At 71.2% G+C, this 19,552-nt stretch carries 17 protein-coding genes and 2 pseudogenes; 8 read left to right on the top strand and 11 right to left on the bottom strand.

All coding sequences use genetic code 11. The features are described 5' to 3' along the window. Positions 1 to 94 precede the first annotated feature (94 nt). Positions 95 to 2,257 (top strand): molybdopterin-containing oxidoreductase family protein, encoded by a 2,163-nt coding sequence (locus M6G65_RS04485; protein ID WP_238197402.1) that lies wholly within the window; start codon positions 95 to 97, stop codon positions 2,255 to 2,257. Positions 2,258 to 2,461: 204 nt separating this feature from the next. On the opposite strand, the gene M6G65_RS04480 is transcribed toward M6G65_RS04485, so the two are convergent. The 4 genes and pseudogenes from M6G65_RS04480 to M6G65_RS04465 form a co-directional block, all read right to left on the bottom strand. Next, entirely contained in the window at positions 2,462 to 3,949 is a 1,488-nt protein-coding gene (locus M6G65_RS04480) for a L,D-transpeptidase family protein (protein WP_238197401.1), read from the bottom strand. A gap of 198 nt (positions 3,950 to 4,147) precedes the next feature. Beyond that, a complete protein-coding gene (locus M6G65_RS04475; RefSeq protein WP_250103615.1) occupies positions 4,148 to 4,879 on the bottom strand; it encodes a DUF1796 family putative cysteine peptidase in 732 nt (243 codons plus the stop codon). Continuing rightward, a pseudogene (locus M6G65_RS04470) lies at positions 4,876 to 5,837 on the bottom strand (acetyl-CoA carboxylase carboxyltransferase subunit alpha). Before M6G65_RS04470 ends, M6G65_RS04475 begins: the two are co-directional and overlap by 4 nt. A gap of 116 nt (positions 5,838 to 5,953) precedes the next feature. Next, positions 5,954 to 7,162: a DUF2252 family protein gene (locus M6G65_RS04465; RefSeq protein ID WP_238197398.1), complete on the bottom strand. Its 1,209-nt coding sequence runs from the start codon at positions 7,160 to 7,162 to the stop codon at positions 5,954 to 5,956. A gap of 292 nt (positions 7,163 to 7,454) precedes the next feature. Here M6G65_RS04465 and M6G65_RS04460 point away from each other — a divergent pair, with 292 nt between their 5' ends. Beyond that, on the top strand, positions 7,455 to 7,778 hold the full coding sequence (locus M6G65_RS04460; protein WP_250103614.1) for a hypothetical protein: 324 nt from the start codon (positions 7,455 to 7,457) through the stop codon (positions 7,776 to 7,778). A 28-nt stretch (positions 7,779 to 7,806) separates the two neighbouring features. On the opposite strand, the gene M6G65_RS04455 is transcribed toward M6G65_RS04460, so the two are convergent. Continuing rightward, the gene (locus M6G65_RS04455; protein WP_238197397.1) at positions 7,807 to 9,180 is read right to left on the bottom strand and encodes a PleD family two-component system response regulator; all 1,374 of its coding nucleotides are present in this window, start codon (positions 9,178 to 9,180) and stop codon (positions 7,807 to 7,809) included. A 135-nt stretch (positions 9,181 to 9,315) separates the two neighbouring features. Continuing rightward, positions 9,316 to 9,687, bottom strand: coding sequence for a response regulator (locus M6G65_RS04450; protein WP_007560977.1), 372 nt, complete (start codon positions 9,685 to 9,687; stop codon positions 9,316 to 9,318). 80 nt (positions 9,688 to 9,767) lie between these two features. Between M6G65_RS04450 and M6G65_RS04445 the strand changes: the two genes are divergently transcribed. Next, positions 9,768 to 10,064 (top strand): DUF3572 domain-containing protein, encoded by a 297-nt coding sequence (locus M6G65_RS04445; protein ID WP_192710310.1) that lies wholly within the window; start codon positions 9,768 to 9,770, stop codon positions 10,062 to 10,064. Between the two features lie 245 nt (positions 10,065 to 10,309). Here the strand turns inward: M6G65_RS04445 and M6G65_RS04440 are convergent, their stop codons facing one another. Continuing rightward, positions 10,310 to 11,215, bottom strand: a complete 906-nt coding sequence (locus M6G65_RS04440; protein WP_238197396.1) for a cell envelope integrity EipB family protein — start codon at positions 11,213 to 11,215, stop codon at positions 10,310 to 10,312. 153 nt (positions 11,216 to 11,368) lie between these two features. Then, positions 11,369 to 13,214: pseudogene (locus M6G65_RS04435) on the bottom strand (ABC transporter ATP-binding protein). Positions 13,215 to 13,468: 254 nt separating this feature from the next. Here M6G65_RS04435 and M6G65_RS04430 point away from each other — a divergent pair. Further along, entirely contained in the window at positions 13,469 to 13,891 is a 423-nt protein-coding gene (locus M6G65_RS04430; RefSeq protein WP_250103613.1) for a helix-hairpin-helix domain-containing protein, read from the top strand. Between the two features lie 171 nt (positions 13,892 to 14,062). On the opposite strand, the gene trpB is transcribed toward M6G65_RS04430, so the two are convergent. Then, on the bottom strand, positions 14,063 to 15,304 hold the full coding sequence (gene trpB / locus M6G65_RS04425) for a tryptophan synthase subunit beta (RefSeq protein WP_238197393.1): 1,242 nt from the start codon (positions 15,302 to 15,304) through the stop codon (positions 14,063 to 14,065). Between the two features lie 140 nt (positions 15,305 to 15,444). Here trpB and msrA point away from each other — a divergent pair, with 140 nt between their 5' ends. Next, positions 15,445 to 16,161, top strand: a complete 717-nt coding sequence (gene msrA, locus M6G65_RS04420) for a peptide-methionine (S)-S-oxide reductase MsrA (protein WP_238197392.1) — start codon at positions 15,445 to 15,447, stop codon at positions 16,159 to 16,161. Positions 16,162 to 16,360: 199 nt separating this feature from the next. Here msrA and M6G65_RS04415 read toward each other — a convergent pair whose 3' ends face one another. Continuing rightward, a complete protein-coding gene (locus M6G65_RS04415; RefSeq protein WP_238197391.1) occupies positions 16,361 to 17,302 on the bottom strand; it encodes a prephenate/arogenate dehydrogenase family protein in 942 nt (313 codons plus the stop codon). Next, positions 17,295 to 18,410, bottom strand: coding sequence for a pyridoxal phosphate-dependent aminotransferase (locus M6G65_RS04410; RefSeq protein WP_250103612.1), 1,116 nt, complete (start codon positions 18,408 to 18,410; stop codon positions 17,295 to 17,297). The genes M6G65_RS04415 and M6G65_RS04410 overlap by 8 nt, the downstream gene beginning before the upstream one ends. 191 nt (positions 18,411 to 18,601) lie before the next feature. On the opposite strand from M6G65_RS04410, the gene M6G65_RS04405 reads away from it, so the two are divergent. The 3 genes from M6G65_RS04405 (at position 18,602) to M6G65_RS04395 (ending at position 19,494) form a co-directional block, all read left to right on the top strand. After that, a complete protein-coding gene (locus M6G65_RS04405; protein WP_238197389.1) occupies positions 18,602 to 18,895 on the top strand; it encodes a hypothetical protein in 294 nt (97 codons plus the stop codon). Between the two features lie 142 nt (positions 18,896 to 19,037). After that, on the top strand, positions 19,038 to 19,205 hold the full coding sequence (locus M6G65_RS04400) for a hypothetical protein (protein WP_192710318.1): 168 nt from the start codon (positions 19,038 to 19,040) through the stop codon (positions 19,203 to 19,205). Positions 19,206 to 19,314: 109 nt separating this feature from the next. Beyond that, positions 19,315 to 19,494 carry a hypothetical protein gene (locus M6G65_RS04395; RefSeq protein WP_238197388.1) on the top strand — a complete coding sequence of 60 codons (180 nt, stop codon included), beginning with the start codon at positions 19,315 to 19,317 and terminating at the stop codon, positions 19,492 to 19,494. The last annotated feature ends 58 nt before the right edge of the window (positions 19,495 to 19,552 follow it).

Below are 19,552 nucleotides of genomic sequence, written 5' to 3'. Positions count from 1 at the left end.
TAGAACTTTTCTTCCTTACCCTGTACGCTATCGACGCGTGAGACCGGGATGCCTGAACAATAACAGGCCTCGAAACCCCGGCCAGGGAGGAACCATGAACGAGATCGTCAAGCCGGACTCTCTGATCGTCGCCGAGGCCGAGAGCCTGACGGAGACCTTCTTCGGGGGCTGCCCGCACGATTGCCCCGACACCTGCTCGATGCTGTTCGACGTCAAGGACGGCCAACTGCAGGGCGTGCGCGGCAACCCGGATCACCCGATGACCCGCGGCGGTCTCTGCGTGAAGCTGAAGGATTACGAGAAGCGCCACTACCACCCGGACCGGCTCCTCTACCCGATGAGGCGGGTCGGCCCGAAGGGCTCGAAGCAGTTCGAGCGGATCACCTGGGATGAGGCGCTCGACACCATCGTGTCGCGCTGGAAGGCGATCATCGACCAGTACGGGCCGCAGGCCATCGCGCCCTACAGCTATCTCGGCAACCAGGGTCTCGTGCACGGGCTGAACGGCGGCGACGCGTTCTTCAACCGCATGGGCGCCACCGTGACCGAGCGCACCTTCTGCGGCGAGGGCTCGTGCACCGCGTGGCTCCTCACCGTCGGCCCGACGGCCGGCCTCGACCCGGACAGCTACATCCACTCCAAGTACATCGTGATCTGGGCCTGCAACTCGGTCAGCACGAACCTGCACCACTGGGCGATCGTGAAGGACGCCCAGAAGAAGGGCGCCAAGGTCGTGGTGATCGATACCTACGCGTCGCGCACCGCCAAGGCCGCCGACTGGCACATCGCGCCAAAGCCCGGCACGGACGGCGCGCTCGCCATGGCGCTGATCAACGCGATCATCGCGCAGGGCCTCGTCGACCAGGACTACGTCGACAATTACACGGTCGGCTTCGAGGAGCTGAAGGAGCGCGCCGCGGACCGCACGCCCGAGTGGGCCGCGGAGATCACCGGCGTCTCCGCCGACGACATCCGCAAGCTCGCCCGGGAAATGGCGACCGAGCAGCCGGTGGGTATCCGCATCGGCGTGGCCCTTGAGCGGCACTACGGCGGCGGCCAGACCATCCGGGCAGTCGCCTGCATCCCGGCGCTCACCGGCGCGTGGCGCCATGTCGGCGGCGGCATCACGCAGTTCGGCGTCTGGGAGCACCCGTACAAGTTCGACGTCATCTGCCGGCCCGACCTGATCCCGGAGGGCACCCGGGTCGTCTCGAACCTTCAGATCGGCCGGGCGCTCACCGGCGAGATGAAGCTCGACCCGCCGATCATGTCGATGATGTGCTGGAACTCGAACCCGGTCACGCAGGCGCCCGAGACCGACAAGATCGTCGAGGGGCTGATGCGCGAGGACCTGTTCATGGTCTCGGCCGAGCACTTCATCTCGGACACGGCCTCCTACGCCGACATCCTGCTGCCCGCCACCATGGGCGCCGAGATGGAGGACATGATCCTCTCGTGGGGCCACCTCTACCTGACCTACAACACCAAGTGCGCCGAGGCGCCGGGTGAGGCGATCCCCAACAACGAGATCTTCCGCAGGCTCGCCGCCCGGCTCGGCTTCGAGGAGGAGAACTTCAAGTGGAGCGACAGCGAGTGCCTTGAGCACTACGTCGACTGGTCATCGCCGGCCTGCGAGGGCATCGACCTCGCCTATATGCGCGAGCACGGCTTCGCGCGCCTCAAGGTCGGCACGCCGGACGACCGGGCGCCGCACCGAGAGGGGAACTTCCCGACGCCGACCGGCAAGTGCATGCTGAAGGTCGAGGGCGCCGCGAACTTCGTCGCCCCGCCCTTCCGGCAGATGTACGAGGGCTTCCAGCCCGGCGAGGCCCTCGACCCGCTGCCGGACTACCTCGGCCCGCGCGAGTCCCACACGAACGATCCCGAGCTCGCCAAGCGCTATCCGCTCAACATCGTCTCGCCGAAGAGCCACTACTTCCTGAACTCCTGCTACGCCAACATGGAGGACAAGCAGAAAGGCCAGGGCGAGCAGTTCGTGATGATCAGCCAGCACGATGCCGATGCCCGCGGCATCCGGGACGGCGACCGGGTGAAGGTCGGTAACGACCGCGGGGCCTTCAAAGGCGTGGCGCGGATCACCGACGACGTGAAGGCCGGCATCGTGGTGGCGACGCTGGGCTACTGGCGCCAGCTCAACGAGGGGACGGTCAACAGCATCTCGTCCGGCGCCTTCACCGACATGGGCCACGCCCCGTCCTTCTCGGACAACCTCGTGGAGGTGTCGCGCGCCAACTGAGGCTGCGGGCGAGGACCGGCGCGAACGGCTCGGCTTCGGCCGGGCCGTTCGTGCATCGCGGCACGGTGCAGCGCACGCTCATCGTGAGGAGTCCGCAGGGATCACGGCACCTTCCGGCGCCCGCCTTCGCGGCCGACGCCGCGCGCCGGCCGCTCGGAATGAGGCGAATGGGATCCCCGGGCCTTGGCGCGATCGGAACGCGCCTTACGGCTTGGCCTTGTCGTCGCCCTTCCGGAGGGCGGGCTTCGCGTCGGCCTTCGCCTCCACCTTGGCCTCGACCTTGGCGGTCCGGACCGCATGCGCCTTGGCGGCCGGCTTCGGCGAGGCCGTCTCGGCGGCGTGTGCGAGCTTGACCGGCTCGGGCACGACCGCTGCGTCGACCGCCGGGGTCGGCGGGGCGGCCGGGGCCGGATTGTCCTTGGCGAACAGCTTGCCGAACAGCTTCTGGTAGGCGCTCGGGTCGCCATCGGCATCCGCCACGGCGATCCGCGCGGGCTTCTCCGGCAGCGCCGCGGTGGTCTCGACCTTGGCGTCGACCTTGGGCTCGGGCTCGACCCGGTTGGCCATGAGGGTCGTGGCCGCCGGCTTGGCGCCCTTGACGGCCCCCGCCTTCGCGGCCTTCGCCGGCTCGGCGCCGGCCATCAACACGGTCTGGCCCTTCGGGCTGACCTCGATCTCCTGCGGCCCGGCCGCCAGGGTCTCCGGGCGGCTGACGTCGCCGAGATTGTGCCGGCCGTATTCCTTGGCATCGTAGGGCAGCACCGTCTCGGTGCCGCCGAGGCTCGCGAAGGCGCTGGTGTTGGCCGGCGGGCGGAAGACCGGGTTCTGGCCGCCGTCCTGGTAGACCACCCGCACCGCCGGGGTGCCCTTGGCGACGAGCTCGGCCACCGCGCGCTCGTCGTGCTCCCGCTTCTCCGCGACCTGCGGATCGACCTTCGGCTTGCACGAGCCTGCCGCCGCGTCGGCGCCGCCGAACACGTACTTGGTCCCGCACTGGCCGACCTTCGGCTCCTCGCGCAGGGCCTCGAAATAGTCCGAGCCTTCCTTGAGGTTCTGCCAGAACCCGATGTTCGGGTCGTTGCGGAACTTGGCCATGTTCTCGGCCGTCATCCGGAACGGGTAGGACTGGAACTGGAAGCTGCGCTGCCCGCCGATGAACGCCTCGCGGGCGATGGCGTAGATCTCCGCGATGGTGGCGTCGGTCATGGCGAAGCAGCCCGCCGACGAGCAGGTGCCGTGCACCATCAGGTACTTGCCGGTGCGCCCGTTGGCGCGGTCGACGGCGTTCGGGAAGCCAGTATCGAACGAGAGATAATACGAGGAGTTCGGGTTCATCAGGCCCGGGGTGATCGTGTAGAACCCCTCCGGCGCCTGCCGGTCGCCCTCGCGGGTCTTGGGGCCGAGCTGGCCGGACCAGCGGCAGATCGGGTAGGTCTTCAGGAGGGCGTAGCGGCCGTCGCCGCCCCGCTTCCAGACCTCCATCTCCGCTTCCTTCTTGAAGGTGCGGATCAGGATCGGGTCGGATTGCTGCATCCCCTTGGTCTGCATCAGGGCGACCGTCTGGGGGGCGATCGGCGCGAGGCTGCGCGCGCTCGGGCCGTTGATTCCGGAACCGTCCTGGCAGGCGGCGAGCGACAGGGCCAGCAGGGACGCCGCCGCCAGCAGTCGCGCGGTCGCGAGACGCGCCGTCATGGGGAACCTCGATGTCCTATGCGCGCCCGCGGGCCTTATTGGCCATCGTCGGGCGCCACTCCCCAACCCAATAGGCTCGTTAAGCTTGCGCCTTCCTTACCGCAAGGACCCGGTTGCAACACTGGATTGTTCCCATGTGCGCAGAGCCCGCGAATGCGCGCTTTCCACAGGCGGCTCCGGGATGGCGGCAGGCTCGGCTCAGCCGAGCACGGCGGGCCGCCGGACCGCCTCGGCGCGGATGATCTCGACGAGCCGGGCATCGTCGGCCGGGTCGGCGAGGCGCATGCCGACCGGCTCCGAGGGGGTGCGCACCGTGAGCCAGCGGAGCGTCGGCCGCAGGTCGGTGGCCTCCGCGACCTCCATGCCCGGGTGCCCCGGCTCGAGCTGAAGGAAGGTCAGATGGTTGCGGCTTGCCCGCGACCCGAGGAGGTCGTCGATCGCCTCGACCACGTCTCGGGGCGTATGGAGATGGGTCATCATCCACAGGCGGTTGTCGGTGCCGGGCGTGTCGAGTGCCTTGCGGATCCGGCGCACGCCCTCGGTGAGGAAGGCGTAATCCGCGTCATTCGCCGCCGGATCGTGGTGGTTGAACACGCATTCGAGCCCGTGATGCTCGCGATAGAGCCGGTGACGCCCGCGCCAGATGCCGGGCCCGCGCCGCTCCGCCTCGGGGATGGTTTCCAGCTGGCTCCGGTCGGCGAGCGCGGCGAAATCGTCCGCGAGGCAGTCCCGGGCCATGCCGGGCATCGAGAAGATCCAGTCGAGCGGGCCCGACCACTGGCGCAGATCCAGGGTCTTGAGCACGTGCGCCATCTGGCAGTTGCAGCCGAGCGAGATGTGGTTGTGCGAGCCCGGCTCCCGGGCGTCGCGCCGGCCGATGAGCCGGCCGAGGGCGCCCAGCAGACCCCCGGTCGCCCCGGGCGCGGTCACAGCGTCCGGCCGATGGCGAGGAACTTCTCGGCGCGGCGGTCGCGGATCTCGGCGGGCGTGAGGCCGTCGAACGGGGCGAGCGACTCGGCGATGGCATCGCCCGCGGAGCGAATCGCGCCCTCGCGGTCGCGATGGGCCCCGCCGGTGGCCTCCGGGATGATGGTGTCGATCACGCCGAGGCGCAGCAGGTCCTGGGCGGTGATCTTCATGGCGGTGGCCGCGTCGGAGGCGCGGCCCTGGTCGCGCCACAGGATCGAGGCGGCGCCCTCGGGGGAGATCACCCCGTAGATCGCGTGCTCCAGCATCAGCACGCGGTTGGCGGTGGCCAGCGCGATGGCGCCGCCCGAGCCGCCCTCCCCGATCACCACGGCGACGTTGGGGACGCCGAGGGCGAGGCAGGCCTCGGTCGAGCGGGCGATGGCCTCGGCCGGCCGCGCTCCTCCGCCTCGATGCCCGGATAGGCGCCGGCGGTGTCGGCGAAGGCGATGACCGGCAGGCCGAACCGGTCGGCGGTCTCCATGAGGCGCACCGCCTTGCGGTAGCCCTCGGGGCGCGCCATCCCGAAATTGTGGCGCAGCCGCGCCTCGGTGGTGGCGCCCTTCTCCTGGCCGAGCACCAGGACCGGCCGCCCGCGGAAGCGGCCGAACCCGCCCAGGATCGCCTCGTCCTCGCCGAAGCTGCGGTCGCCGGCGAGCGGCGTGAACTCGGTGATCAGCCCGCCGCAATAATCCACGAAGTGCGGACGCTGCGGGTGGCGCGCCACCTGGGTCTTCTGCCAGGGGGTCAGGTTCGCGTAGATCTCGGCGAGCGCCTGGCCGGCCTTGGCCTCCAGCCGGCCGACCTCCTCGGCGATCGAGACCGCGCCGTCGCGCGCGCTCACGGCGCGCAGTTCCTCGAGCTTGGCCTCCAGCTCGGCCACCGGCTTCTCGAAGTCGAGGTAGGTGCGCGTCACCGCCATCGTGTCACAGGTCTTCCCGGATTCCGCCGCGCGAAGGGCGGCGGGCGCGAGGTGTTGGCGATGGCGGGATTGGTGTCAACCGGCGTCGTGGCCGAAGGGCCCGCGCCGGCCGCCCGTCACCCCCGCGTCAGGTCCTCGCGGGCGATCCGGTGACAATGCTCCAGGTAGCCGCGCTGGTGCTCGCCCATCAGGTCGGTGACCACGGTCCAGAGCCAGCCCGGCGCGTCCGGTCCCGGGCCGGGGGCGCGGACGGCGGCGATCCAGCTCCGGCGGGCGTCCCCGTCCATCTGGCGGCCGTGGGCCCGGCCGAGGATCGCCGCGAGATGGCTCGAGACGCGCACCGCCTCGCTCCGCGAGAATTGCTCGGCATCGATCTTGAGATCCTGCGGCATCAGCTCGCGGACCGTGACCGGCGTGCCCTGGAAGTGCGCGGCCACCATCCGGTCGCCGAGGTTGGGCGACAGCGCCCGGGCGCCCGCGACGACCCGCTCGGCATGGTCGGCCGGCATGGCGGCGCCCGGGGCGGCGGGCGCGAGATGCGGCACCGCCTCCTTCACGTCGAGGAGCGCGAGGTGCGGACGGTCGCCGCCCAGAACCTCCACCAGGCCGGCATAGCGCAGGCGTCCGAGGGAGCTGCAGCCCTTGATCCAGTAGGCGGCATCGAGCAGCCGGATCTCGGCATCCGAAGCCGCGCCGCCGAGCGCCAGGACGAGCCGCCGCACCTCCGGATCGCGGCTGAGGGCGTCGAAGGCCGCATGCTCGTCAGCGTCGAGGTCGAAGAACCGGCTGCCGCGCGGAAGGCGGCCGGCCTTGCCCTTCAGGCGCTCGCGGGACAGGTGGCGCCAGCGCCGCCCGAGCGCCCGCCGCTTCGTCGTGGCGACGATCTCGGATTCGGCGATGTCCCGCTCGGCGCCTTCGGGGTCGGCGATCCCGTCGGCGTAGCCGTCGGCCATGGCATCCATCATCCGGGCGGTGACGATGCCCGGCAGGGTGGCGTTGAGCGCGGCGGTGACCAGGGAGAGCGCCAGCCGGACGAGGTCGAAGGCCGGGTTCGCCACCACGGTCTGGTCGAGGTCGCGGATCTGGATGTCGATCTGCCCGTCCGGGCCGGCGAGCGCGCCGAGATTGCCGAGATGGGCGTCGCCGCAGATCCAAACCGGCGGCCCCTCGGGCAGCGCCCCCGCCGGCATGCGGGCGAGGAGCTCGTAGAAGCGCGCCGTGCTGCCGCGGACATAGGCGTGCGGCGAGGAGGCGATCTTGCACAGGCGGCGGTGCTCCAGCACGCTCGCGTCGCGGCCGGTCTGTGCCGGCACCTGCATGTCCATCCGGGTCGTCCGATTCTCTGCCGGCGCCGAGTCGGCACCGGGCTGTCCTGATACGGCTATCCTAGGGTTTTCATCCCTAAGCAGGGGTAAGCGATTTGACGCGCCCCGCCTCGGAGGGCCTGCGATGATGCCGCGCTCCGAACGCCCGGCACCCCGTCCCGCTGCCGGGTCCACGCGGTGATCGGCGAGCCTACCCTCGAGACGGTCGCAATCCACCCCGGCCTCTGCTTCCCGGCGGCCTTCGCTGGGCTGGGACCGGGAGGAGCTCGGCCATCCGGCCGGCCTGCGGACCATGGTGCTGATCTGCGTCTCGGCCGGCACGGCGATGCTGCTGGCCGACTGGCTGCTGACGCTGCAGCGACTGCGGCGGCTCCAGACGGTGCTCCGGCAGCGCAGCTACGGCACCGTGACCATCGCATTCGGGCCCGACGCGGATCTGGCCACGCTGCTCGACCTGCTCGCCACGATGGGCTTCCGGGTGAAGGCCAGCACGCTGGTCCAGGGGGAGGACGGCGGCAGCCTGCGCTGCATCGGATCCCGCCGCGGGGACTCGCTGGCCTGGGCGCTCGACGCCGTGGCGCGGTTGCGGGCGGTCAGGCGGGCTGGGCGGATCTGAGCTGAGCGGACCGCCCTCCGCGCGGCGCTCAGGCCGCCTGCGGCTCGACCCGGTTCCGTCCCGACGCCTTGGCCCGGTACAGGGCGAGATCGGCACGCCGGAGCATGTCTCCGGGGCTGGCATCCTCCGCGTGCCGCACGGCGACGCCGATCGAGACCGTCACGGGGATCGATCGGGTGCATCGCTGCACCGTGAACGGCACCGCTTCGACCCGCTCGCGGATGCGCTCCGCGATGATCTGCGCCTCAACGAGGCCGGCCTCCGGCAGGATCACCACGACTTCCTCGCCGCCGTAGCGCGCCACGATGTCGACCGGCCGCGTGTGCTGGCGGACCCGCTCGGCGAAGCCGCGCAGCACCTCGTCGCCGGCCTCGTGGCCGAAGCTGTCGTTGATGCCTTTGAAGTGGTCGATGTCGAGGATCAGCGCGGCGAGCGCCGGTCGCCGCGTGGCGTCGTCGGCGAAGAGCGCGCCGAGATGGTTGTCGAGGTAGCGCCGGTTGTGCAGGCCGGTGAGGGCGTCGGTCACGGCCATCTGCAGGGAGGCCTGCATCGCCCCCCGGAGCGCGTCCGTGAAGCGCTTGCGCTTCACCTGCGTGCGGACCCGGGCCGTCAGTTCGTTCCGGTCGACCGGGCGCATCAGGAAGTCGTGCACGCCGAAATCGAGGCCGCGCACCACGCGGGCGCGGTCGTGCTCCTCCGCCAGCATGATCAGCGGCGTGGCGCGGGTCCGGTCCAGGGAGCGGAGCTGGCTGCACAGGCGCAGGCCGTCGAAGCCCGCGAGGTCGAGGCTGACCAGGGCGAGGTCGAACCCCTCCTCGGCGGCGCGTTGGAGGGCGGCGTGCGGGTCGGGCTCGATCGTCACCGCGTGGTGCTGGCGCAGCGCCCCCGCCATCCGGTCCGCCGCGCCGGGACGGTCCTCGATCAGCAGGATCCGGGCGTCGAGGCCGGTCTCCGCGGTGGCGAGCGCCAGGGGATCGCCGATGCCGAACTCGCGCGAGGCCAATGCCCGCTGGCGCAGCTCGTCGGTGACCGCCTTGAGGCGCACGAGACTGCGGACCCGGGAGAACAGGGCGGTGTCGTCCACGGGCTTGGTCAGGAAGTCGTCGGCGCCGGCATCGAGCCCGCGCAGGCGGTCCGAGGGCTGGTCGAGGGCCGTGACCATCACCACCGGGATGTGAGCCGTGACTGGGTTGCTCTTGAGGTGGCGGCAGACCTCGAACCCGTCCATGCCGGGCATCATCACGTCGAGCAGGACGAGGTCGCACAGGCCCTTCTCGCAGATCGCGATGGCGTCAGGGCCGTTCATGGCGGCGAGCGTGTCGAAATATTCCAGCCCGAGCTTCGTTTCCAGAAGCTTCACGTTCGGGAACAGATCGTCGACGATCAGGACGCGGGCCGACATGGTTCCTCGCTGACACGCGGCTGGGCGGCCCGGATCGGGCGGGTCGGCGTACGGCCGCGCATCGGGGGGACGGTTGAGGAGGCGACCCGGTCCGGCACGGCCGGGTCGCCTCCTCAACGGTGCGCCCCTGCGGGGTCACCGCGGCTCAAGATACGCGCGAACCGTTGCTAAAAACTTCGCGACCGAGATGGGCTTCGACAGGTAGGCCTCGCAGCCGCCCTCGCGGATCCGCTCCTCGTCGCCCTTCATGGCGAAGGCCGTGATGGCGATCACCGGGATGCTCTTGAGATCGTCGTCCTCCTTGAGCCACTTGGTCACCTCCAGCCCTGAGACCTCCGGCAGCTGAATGTCCATGAGGATCAGGTCGGGATGGTGTGCCCGCGCGAGCTCGATCGCCTCGATCCCGTGGGCGGTTTTCAGAGTCGCGTAGCCGTTCGCTTCCAGGAGGTCGTTGAACAGCTTCATGTTCAACTCGTTGTCCTCGACGATCAGCACCGTCTTCTTCATGATCCGTTGTCCCGGTGCGCGCCGATCATGATTAGTGGGCAGTGAAGCCCCTCCGTCGCCTTTGTAGCGTTCACATGTTGATGAATGGCAAACCTCTTCAAGGGGATGAAGCCGCCGAACGGCTCGCCCTGGACGTTCTTTTGTGGATCACGGCCGAGGATGACCGCCTCCTGCCGTTCCTGGCAGCGAGCGGACTCGGCCCCGAGACGCTCCGGGAGAGCGCCCGGGAGCCGGCCTTTCTGGTGGGCGTTCTCGACCACGTGATGGGCGACGAGAACGTGCTCCTCGCCTGCGCGGCGGCGCTCGGCGTCAAGCCTGAGCGGATCGCCGCGGCGTGGCACAGGCTGTCGCCGCGCCCGGACGACGAGTGGGCGTGAGGGGCTGAACGCTCGGGACGTTCGTTTCCGGAGGTGTCGATCCGGCCGTCATTCCGGGGCGCCGCAGGCGCGTGCCCGGACCCGGAGGGGCACGCCGGAGGCGGGCAATCCAGACGCACCGACCTGCCGAAAATGGCCGCGTCGGCGGATCTGGATCCCGGGCTCCGCTGCGCGGCCCCGGGATGACGGCGCGCACCGGGTCATCCCCGGTTCCTGCGGCAGACAGGCCCGGGTGGTCCGGGCCCTCAGGGCGTGCAGCCCTTCCCCGAATCCTTGTCGCCCCGCCCCGCCTTGGCGTCGATGTCGAGGGCGGTCATGTCGCCCAGGATGGCGAAATCGCCGTAATCGAGCTTGAGCGCGCCGCTGACGCCGTTCTCGTAGAGGTCGAAGCCGAGGGTGTAGATCGGCGTGCGCTCCCCGGCGCCCTCCGTGTAGTAGCTCAGGCGCACCGGCCAGTGCGGCATCCCGGCGAGCGGCCCGTCGCGCAGGGGCTTGTCCCGCGCGCTATCGGCAGCCGGGGCCGGGCCGGTCGCCGTATGGCCGATCACCGCGAAGGTGTCGTAGACCTTCTTGCCGTCGTCCGAGCCGTCATAGACCTTGACCGAGACGGTGGACTGACCCGCCCGCGCCGCGTCGATCAGGCGGCGCATGTGCTCGCTCGGGAACAGCACCGGCCCCGCCACGGTGAACGGCTTGGGGCCGCCCTTCAGCTTCACCGTGAGGGCATCGCCCTGCTCGGAGGCGGTCCCGTCCACGGGGGCTGCGGGCTGGTTGTTGGTGAGCGTCGTCGTCTTGAACCGGAACTCGCGGCCCTCCCCGCCCTCGAAGGTGGTGCTGCGCATGTCGGACAGGCGCGTGCCGGACTCGCCGGAGGAGAGTTCCGTCACCTGGCGGGTCAGCATCGTGTAGCCGCGGCAGGCATCGCCCCGGAAGTCGATGACGATGCGCCCGCGGGCGCTCTCCACCGAGCGGGTGCCGCTGCCCTCGGCGAGCGAAAGGTCGTAGACCGCGCGATGGTTGGCCAGCACGATCGCGGGGGCCGCGCTCGGCGCCCCGGGCGCGGGGGGCTCGGAGACGGCGGGGGCGGCCTGCGCCCCCCACGCGGAGACGAGAAGGCCGGCCGTCAGGAGTCGGGAGGAGCGCAGGCGCATGGACAACCTCGGTTCGGTCCGCCGCAGATAGCAGGCTCAGGGAATCGGGCAATGGTTGGGTGACGGTGCGTCCGGTGATCCACGCCGTGATTCCGGGGCGCCGCTGCGCGGCTTCGGAATGAGTGCGGGGAGAGCCGCCCCGTCGGGGCTTGCCTACCGGTAGCCCTCCGCCTGCAGGGTGAACAATTCGGCGTAGCGGCCGCCGCGCGCCATCAGGACCGCGTGGCTGCCCGCCTCCAGGAGCCGGCCGCCCTCCAGGACCAGGATCCGGTCGGCCATGCGCACCGTGGAGAAGCGGTGCGAGATCAGCACGGCCGTCCGCCCGGCCGACAGCTCCCGGAAGCGGGCGAAGACATCGTGCTCGGCCTGGGCGTCGAGGGCGGCGGTCGGCTCGTCGAGGATCAGGATCTCGGCCTCGCGCATGTAGGCCCGCGACAGCGCGACCTTCTGCCACTCGCCCCCCGAGAGGTCGAGGCCGCCGGCGAAGCGCTTGCCGAGCGGCTGGGCGTAGCCCTCGGGCAGCCGCTCGATCACCGGGGCGGCGAGCCCCTTGCCGCCGCGGCCGCGATCCGGTCCGCGTCCGCGGCGGCCTCGATCCGGCCGACCGCGACGTTCTCGCCCGCGGTCAGGTCGAAGCGGACGAAATCCTGGAAGATCGCCCCGATCCGCGCCCGCAGGTCGCCGAGGTCGTAGGCCGGGAGCGGCACGCCGTCGAGGAGGACGCGGCCCTCGTGCGGGTCGTAGAGCCGGGTCATCAGCTTGACGATCGTGGTCTTGCCGGCGCCGTTGCCGCCGACCAGCGCCACGGTCTCGCCGGCGCGGATCGCGAAGGAGAGGTTGCGTAGCGCCCAGGTCTGCGTGCCGGGGTAGCGGTAGCCGACATCCTCGAAGACCAGCCCGTCCCGGATCGGGCGCGGGATCGGGACGGGCCGCGCCGGCGCGTGGATCTGCGGCCGGATCGCGAAGAAGGAGTAAAAGTCGTCGAGGTACTGGGCCGGCCGGTGATCTGCGTGAAGCCGAGGAGCAGCCCCTCGATGCCGCCGCGCAGGCGCTGGAAGGCGCCGGCCAGGAAGGCGAGGTCGCCCACCGAGAAGGAGCCCGCCACCGTCCGCCAGACGATCACCGCGTAGGCCGCGTAATAGGCGAGCGTGCCGAGGCTCGCGAAGGCGAAGCCCCAGCCGGCGCGGGCCGTGGCGAGGCTGCGGTTCTCGGTCAGCAGACGGCGCGCCACCGTCGCGTAGAGGTCGGTGACATAGCCCGAGAGGCCGAACAGCTTGACCTCCTTGGCGGTCTCGACGCTGGCGCCGAGATAGCGGAGGTAGTCGAGCCGGCGCCGCTCGGGACTGCGCAGCCAGGCCAGCCGGTAGCCGGCCTTGGTGAAGTGCCACTCGTTGAGCAGGGCGGGGACCAGGGCCAGGGCGATCAGCACCACGAGCCAGGGGGTGAAGGCGGCGACGCCCGCCGCCAGGGAGGCCAGGGTGACGAGCGCCTGGACCTGCCCGAGCACCGTCCCGATGAGGCCGGTCCGGCCGCTGACCTGCCGGCGCGCCCGCTCGAGCCGGTCCTGCTGGGCGCTGTCCTCGAACTGCGCGAGGTCGAGGGCGGCGGCATGCGCCATCAGCCGCAGGGAGGCCGCGTTCGCGTAGAGGTCGCCGATCAGGGTCTCGGTCAGGCTCGAGAGCCGGCCGGTAAGGTCCGAGACCAGGGCGAGGCCGAGCTCCGCCGCCACCAGACCGGCAAGCCGGGCTCGTCCGGGATCGGCGAGCCAGTCCGCGAGCCCCGCCGCCGGCGCCGGGCGCGCATGCTCGGCCACGATCCCGTCGAGGATCAGCTTGGCGATGTACAGGGTCAGGATCGGCAGGCAGGCCGCCACGAGCCGCAGGGCGAGGCTCGCGGCGAAGAGGCGGGGACTGGCCGCGGCAATCTCTCGGAACAGGGCGGGCAGGTAGCGCAGGGCCCCGAGACGCGCGCTCTGGCCGGGCCCCCGGCTGGTGGTCATCGCCGCCCGATCCCACGCTGAAGAGACGCCGCCAGTTGGCCGAAAGGCGAAGAAAGCATAAGCTGTAGCATTATCTAGACTTAAATCTTGTCGAGTGGTGCGTGCTCAGCGGCCCTGCAATCCTGAGAATTTCGGTCTTACTCATTATCGCCGGCCTGCTCGCCGCGGTGGTGCAGTTCCTGTTGCCGAGCCCGGCGCCCGAGCCGGCATCCCGGTCCGCGTCGCCGGCCGCATCCTCGTCCAAGCCTGCGCCCGTGGCCGAGCCGCCGACCGAGGCCCAGCCGGCCGAGCCGCTATCCCCGCCGGCCGCGTCGGCCGAGCCTGTCCGGGCGCCGCCCGCCCCGCCCAGGACCGCCGCGGTGCCCGCCGCCCCGGCTCAGATGCCGTCCGACGCCCTCGCCGTCCCGTCCGATCCGGCCGCGCCGCCGGAGGCGCATGACGCTGCGGGCCAGGCCGAGATCGATCGGGCCGAGGACACTGCCGGGCCCCGAGCCGTGGCCGTGGTCGACCTGAACACCGCTTCGGTGGCGGATCTCAACCGCCTGCGGGGCGGCGGCGCCATCGGCCGGGCGATCGTCGCCAAGCGTCCCTACACGTCGGTGGACCAGCTTCTGTCGAAGCGCGTGCTCAGCCGGTCGGTCTACGAGCGGATCAGGGATCAGGTGACGGTGCGGTGAGACTTGGCGAGGCCTGTCCTCGACCGGATAGACACGGGGCCGCGTCATCCCGGGTCCGCGCAGCGGGGCCGGGAATCCAGGCCCGCCGACGCATGAACGCCCTGCGCCGGCAGGAATGATAGATTCGCCGGCGGCGACCCGGAGCCACGGCGCGGCTCCGGCTTTGCGCCCTCAAAGCTTCGTCCCGAAGATCTCCGCCACCTGCGGGATGTCCTTGTCGCCGCGGCCCGACATGTTCATCACCATCAGGTGCTCGGCCGGGCGCTGGGGCGCCAGTTCCAGGACCTTGGACAGGGCGTGGGCCGGCTCCAGGGCGGGAATGATCCCCTCCAGCATCGAGCAGAGCTTGAACGCCTCCAGCGTCTCGGAATCGGTCGCCGACAGGTAGGTGACCCGGCCCATCTCGTGCAGCCACGCGTGCTCGGGGCCGATGCCCGGGTAGTCGAGGCCCGCCGAGATCGAGTGGGCGTCGGCGATCTGGCCGTCCCCGTCCATCAGCAGGTAGGTGCGGTTTCCGTGCAGCACGCCCGGCTTGCCGCCGGTGAGCGAGGCCGCGTGCAGGCCCGACTGGACGCCGTGGCCCGCGGCCTCGACGCCGAAGATCTCGACCTCGCGGTCGTCGAGGAACGGGTGGAACAGCCCCATGGCGTTCGAGCCGCCGCCGATGCAGGCGACGAGGGAATCCGGGAGCCGGCCTTCCTGGGCGATCATCTGCTCGCGGGTCTCGCGGCCGATCACCGACTGGAAGTCGCGGACCATGGCCGGGTACGGGTGCGGGCCCGCCACCGTGCCGATGCAGTAGAACGTGTCGGCGACGTTGGTGACCCAGTCGCGCAGCGCCTCGTTCATGGCGTCCTTGAGGGTCTTGGTGCCGGATTCGACCGGAACCACCTCGGCGCCGAGCATCTTCATGCGGAAGACGTTGGGCGCCTGCCGGGCGACGTCGACCGCGCCCATGTAGACGACGCACTTGAGCCCGAACCGCGCGCACAGCGTCGCGGTGGCGACGCCGTGCTGGCCGGCGCCGGTCTCGGCGATGATCCGCGGCTTGCCCATGCGGCGGGCCAGCAGGATCTGGCCCAGCACGTTGTTCACCTTGTGGGAGCCGGTATGGTTCAGCTCCTCGCGCTTGAAATAGACCTTGGCGCCCTGCCCCGCCGGCGCCTTGGCGCGCAGGTGCTCGGTGAGGCGCTCGGCGTAGTAGAGCGGGCTCGGCCGGCCGATATAGTGGGTGCCGTAGCTCTCCATCTCGGCCTTGAAGGTCGGGTCCTGCTTGGCCGTCTCGTAGGCCGCCTCCAGCTCGAGGATCAGCGGCATCAGCGTCTCGGCGACGAAGCGGCCGCCGAAGATGCCGAAGCGGCCGCGCTCGTCGGGGCCGGTGCGGAAGGAGTTGGGCTCGGGCGCGATGGTCACGGGACGGATCCTGCGGGCGAAGCGATGATTTGCGCGGTGCCTAGACCCATGCGGGCGACACCGCAATGCGGCCTCGCGCCCGCGTAACCGGATCGGGTGCCGGGGCGAACACGCTGTCAGCATCCGGCAGGAGGTTGACCATGGCCCTTCGCGACACGATCCGCCCGGTTCTCGGGGCCGCTCTCGGGCTGGGCCTCGCCGCAGCCGTTCTGCTGCCGCGCCTGCCGGCCTTCGCCGAGGAGGCGCCCCGGCGCCTGCCGGAGGCCGTCACCCGGGCCGCCGAACAGCCGGGGCCGCACGTGGCTGTCTTCGCCGGCGGCTGCTTCTGGGGCGTGCAGGGCGTGTTCCAGCACGTCCGCGGGGTCAGCAGCGCGGTATCGGGCTATGCCGGCGGCACCCGCGCGGAGGCCGATTACCGGACGGTGAGCGGCGGCGGGACCGGCCATGCCGAGGCCGTGGCCGTCACCTACGACCCGGCCCTGATCCGCTACGACGAACTCCTGCGGATCTTCTTCTCGGTGGCGCTGGACCCGACGCAGGTGGATCGCCAGGGACCCGATTCCGGGCGCCAGTATCGCTCGGCCCTGTTCCCGCAGGATGCCGACCAGGCGCAGGTAGCGCGGGCCTACATCGCCCAGCTCGACGCGGCCAAGGCCTACGCGCGGCCGGTCGCCACCCGGATCGAGCCCGGCGCCGTCTTCTACCCGGCGGAAGGCTACCACCAGGACTTCATGGCCCTGCATCCGGGGCACCCGTACATCGCCGCCAACGACGCGCCGAAGCTCGAGGCGCTGCGGGCCCTGTTCCCGGAGCGCACGGCGCCGCAGCCGGTCCTGGTCAACCGCCCGCCGGCGTGAGGCCGAGCGGCTTGTTGACCAGCCAAACCCGTCGTTCCGGGGCGCCGCAGGCGAGCCCGGAACCCAGAGCCGCCGTCGCTGCAGGTTCCGAGCGCGTCGGTGGTTCTGGATTCCGGGCTCCGCTTCGCGGCCCCGGAAAGACGGGTCGGCTTATCGGCCGACTGGGCGTTCGCCACGCGGGCGCATGCGCCGCGTTTCCCTATTCCTCCGGCGGACGCGGCCGGCCGAAATCCGGAGCCGCGGTCTCCTGGCCCGAGGCCACGATGCTGCGCCGGATCGCCCGGGTGCGGGTGAACATCGCGTGGAGCGCCTCGCCGTCGCCCCAGCGCACCGCCTTGGCGAGCGCGGACAGGTCCTCGTTGAACCGCCCGAGCATCTCCAGCACCGCCTCGCGGTTGTTGAGGAAGATGTCGCGCCACATGGTCGGGTCGGACGCCGCGATGCGGGTGAAATCGCGGAAGCCGCTCGCCGAGAACTTGATTACCTCGGATTGCGTCGCCGATTCGAGGTCGGCGGCGGTGCCGACGATGTTGTAGGCGATCAGGTGCGGCAGGTGGCTGGTGATCGCCAGCACGTGGTCGTGATGCTCGGCGCTCATCGTCTCGACGTTGGCGCCCATCCCCTCCCACAGGGCGCGGACGGTCTCGATCGCCGCCGTGTCGGTGCCCTCGGGCGGGGTGAGGATGCACCAGCGACCGTGGAACAGGGTCGCGAAGCCGGCATCCGGCCCCGAGAATTCGGTTCCGGCGATCGGGTGGCCGGGAACCAGGGCAACGCCCTCGGGCAGGTGCGGCCGGATCGCCGCCACCACGGCGCCCTTCACCGAGCCGACATCCGACACGATCGCGCCGGGTTTCAGATGCGGCGCCATCTCGGCCGCCGCGGCGCCGATCGCGCCGACCGGCACGCACAGGATCACCAGATCCGTCTCGGCCGCGCCCTCGGCCGGGTCGCCCGTGACCACGTCGGCGATGCCGAGCTCGCGGACCCGGTCGCGCACGGCCTCGTCCCGGTCGACGGCCACGATCGTGCGGGCGAGGTTGTAGCGCCGCGCTGCCCGGGCGATCGAGGAGCCGATCAGCCCGAGGCCGACGATGGCGAGGCGGTCAATCGCCGGCACGCCCCCGGATGTCTCAGGCATGCTGGCCCCGCACGAAATCGCCGAGCGCCGCCAGGAAGGCTTCGTTCGCCTCGGCGCCGGCCACCGTCACCCGCAGGGCGTTCGGCAGACCGTAGGCGGTGACCCGGCGGGTGATCAGCCCGCGCTCGGTCAGGAACGTGTCCGCGTCTTCCGCCGAGCGGCCCGGCGCGTCGGGGAAGTGGATCAGCACGAAGTTCGCGACGCTCGGCGTCACCTCCAGGCCGAGCGCACGGGCGCCCTCGGTGAGCTTCGGCAGCCACTCGGCATTGTGGGCGGCGGCCGCCGCCATATGCGCCTCGTCGGCGATGGCCGCCGAGCCGGCGGCGATCGCCGGGCCCGAGACGTTGAACGGCCCGCGGATGCGGTTCACCGCGTCCACGACGTGCGACGGCGCCACCATCCAGCCGATCCGCACGGCGGCGAGGCCGTGGATCTTCGAGAAGGTGCGGGTCATCACGACGTTCTCGGATTCGAGCGCCAGCTCGAGCCCGGCCGAGTAATCGTTGGCCCTCACGTATTCGGCGTAGGCGCCGTCGATCACCAGCAGCACGTGCGCCGGCAGGCCGGCGTGGAGGCGGCGGATCTCGCCGAACGGCAGGTAGGTGCCGGTCGGGTTGTTGGGGTTCGTGACATAGACGATCCGGGTCCGGTCCGTGACCCGGGCCAGGATCGCGTCGACGTCGACGGTCAGGTCGCGCTCGGGCGCGACCACCGGCTCGCCGCCCGAGGCCAGGATGGCGATCCGGTAGACCAGGAATCCGTGCTCCGAGTAGATCCCCTCGGTGCCCGGCCCGCCATACGCGTAGGCCAGCAGTGAGAGCAGCTCGTCCGAGCCCGCGCCGCACACGATCCGCTCAGGGTCGAGCCCGTAGCGCTTGGCGATGGCCGTGCGCAGCACCGTGGCGCGCCCGTCCGGGTAGGTCTCCAGCTTCGCGGTGGCCTCGTGGAGCGCGGCCAGCGCCACGGGGCTCGGGCCGAGGGGCGTCTCGTTGGACGAGAGCTTGTAGACCTTGCCGCCGCCGGGCCGACTGCTCTTGCCGGGCACGTAGGTGTCGATCGCCAGGACGCCGGGGCGCGGTTCCGGACGGGCGGGTCGGGGGGCGGACATTGCGGGGCGACTCGGGATCGGCGGGGTTCGGTCGGTTCCGCGTCCGTCTACAGCATTTCCCTGGCCGGTGAACCCGGGGCTGGCGCGCCGGTCCGCCGATCGCGGATCGATTGCGCCGTGCCGATCGATACAAGCCCGTCCGCGCCGCCCTACCTGTCGGAGCATCACTTTCCGAAGCACGGAGCGGTCTCATGCCCCTCGAACGGTACCTGGACGGCGGCGCCCATATCCTGCACGCCGACGACACCCTGATCCGCTTCGCCATGACCAACGGCGAGCGGGTGATCGGGATCGACGTGCCGATCCCGGTGCTGCGCCAGCATTTCGGGGGCGGCGATCTCGCGCCCCTCGATCTGTTCGCCCGCAACCAGGCGGTGATCGAGGCGGCGGCCAGCCAGGCCTACGACCGGACGCCGACGCCGAACGATCTTCTCGACATGGGCCCGGAGGATTTCGACACGCGACCAGCTCCAGGACAGCTCTGAGGCGTAGGTCCATCCGCACCCGCCGCGGCAAAACGGCGAAGCGCAAATGCCGCGGGGCACTCGCCACGTTTCGGCCTGTTGAACCCGGAGAAAGGGTCGCGTCGGGCGTGCCGCGCCCCGCGTGCTCCTGGATGGTTCGACAATGCCCGGTGACCTGATCCCCTGCAGCCTGTTCCTGATCGGGATCCTCATCTCGGTGGCCGCGGATTGCCGCCTCCGCCGCGTGGACGCCGCCTCCTGGTCGAACGGGTGCATCACGGCGGCGGGCGCCGCCCTGGTCTTCGCCGCCTGCGCGACGGCGATGCGCTGAGGAGAGGCGCCGAGGAACCGTCCGGCACCGGACGGATTTCCCCAGCCGGAAGCGGGCGCCGCGCCGTCGTGCGCGGCGTGGCATGGCGCGACCGCTGGGCGAGGTATTCATGATTTCGTTGCAGGCCGTCATCGGCTGTGCGCTCGTCCTCACCGGGCTCGTCATCGAGAGCGCGGCGAGCCGGCACTGGCGTGCGGGCGCGCGCGCCGACCGGATCGACGCCCGCGCCGCCCTGGCGCTCGGCCTGCCGGCCCTGGGTCTGGCGGTGATGGCCGCGCCGTTCGCCTGAGCGGAGGCCGACGGCGTTCCGCGTTGACGCTCGCCGCCGGGAGCATTACCTCCGGAGC

Source organism: Methylobacterium tardum (genome assembly GCF_023546765.1).
In the GTDB taxonomy this organism is placed as follows: Bacteria; Pseudomonadota; Alphaproteobacteria; order Rhizobiales; family Beijerinckiaceae; genus Methylobacterium; species Methylobacterium tardum.
Note: the sequence above shows the minus strand (reverse complement) of the source record. Positions and strands in the feature narration are given on the sequence as shown.

Coding starts and splice junctions, on each gene's coding strand:
- M6G65_RS04485 (WP_238197402.1), top strand. CDS start 95: ATGAACGAGATCGTCAAGCCGGACTCTCTGATCGTCGCCGAGGCCGAG.
- M6G65_RS04480 (WP_238197401.1), bottom strand. CDS start 3,949: ATGACGGCGCGTCTCGCGACCGCGCGACTGCTGGCGGCGGCGTCCCTG.
- M6G65_RS04465 (WP_238197398.1), bottom strand. CDS start 7,162: ATGGACATGCAGGTGCCGGCACAGACCGGCCGCGACGCGAGCGTGCTG.
- M6G65_RS04460 (WP_250103614.1), top strand. CDS start 7,455: ATGGTGCTGATCTGCGTCTCGGCCGGCACGGCGATGCTGCTGGCCGAC.
- M6G65_RS04455 (WP_238197397.1), bottom strand. CDS start 9,180: ATGTCGGCCCGCGTCCTGATCGTCGACGATCTGTTCCCGAACGTGAAG.
- M6G65_RS04450 (WP_007560977.1), bottom strand. CDS start 9,687: ATGAAGAAGACGGTGCTGATCGTCGAGGACAACGAGTTGAACATGAAG.
- M6G65_RS04445 (WP_192710310.1), top strand. CDS start 9,768: ATGAATGGCAAACCTCTTCAAGGGGATGAAGCCGCCGAACGGCTCGCC.
- M6G65_RS04440 (WP_238197396.1), bottom strand. CDS start 11,215: ATGCGCCTGCGCTCCTCCCGACTCCTGACGGCCGGCCTTCTCGTCTCC.
- msrA (WP_238197392.1), top strand. CDS start 15,445: ATGGCCCTTCGCGACACGATCCGCCCGGTTCTCGGGGCCGCTCTCGGG.
- M6G65_RS04415 (WP_238197391.1), bottom strand. CDS start 17,302: ATGCCTGAGACATCCGGGGGCGTGCCGGCGATTGACCGCCTCGCCATC.
- M6G65_RS04410 (WP_250103612.1), bottom strand. CDS start 18,410: ATGTCCGCCCCCCGACCCGCCCGTCCGGAACCGCGCCCCGGCGTCCTG.
- M6G65_RS04405 (WP_238197389.1), top strand. CDS start 18,602: ATGCCCCTCGAACGGTACCTGGACGGCGGCGCCCATATCCTGCACGCC.
- M6G65_RS04400 (WP_192710318.1), top strand. CDS start 19,038: ATGCCCGGTGACCTGATCCCCTGCAGCCTGTTCCTGATCGGGATCCTC.
- M6G65_RS04395 (WP_238197388.1), top strand. CDS start 19,315: ATGATTTCGTTGCAGGCCGTCATCGGCTGTGCGCTCGTCCTCACCGGG.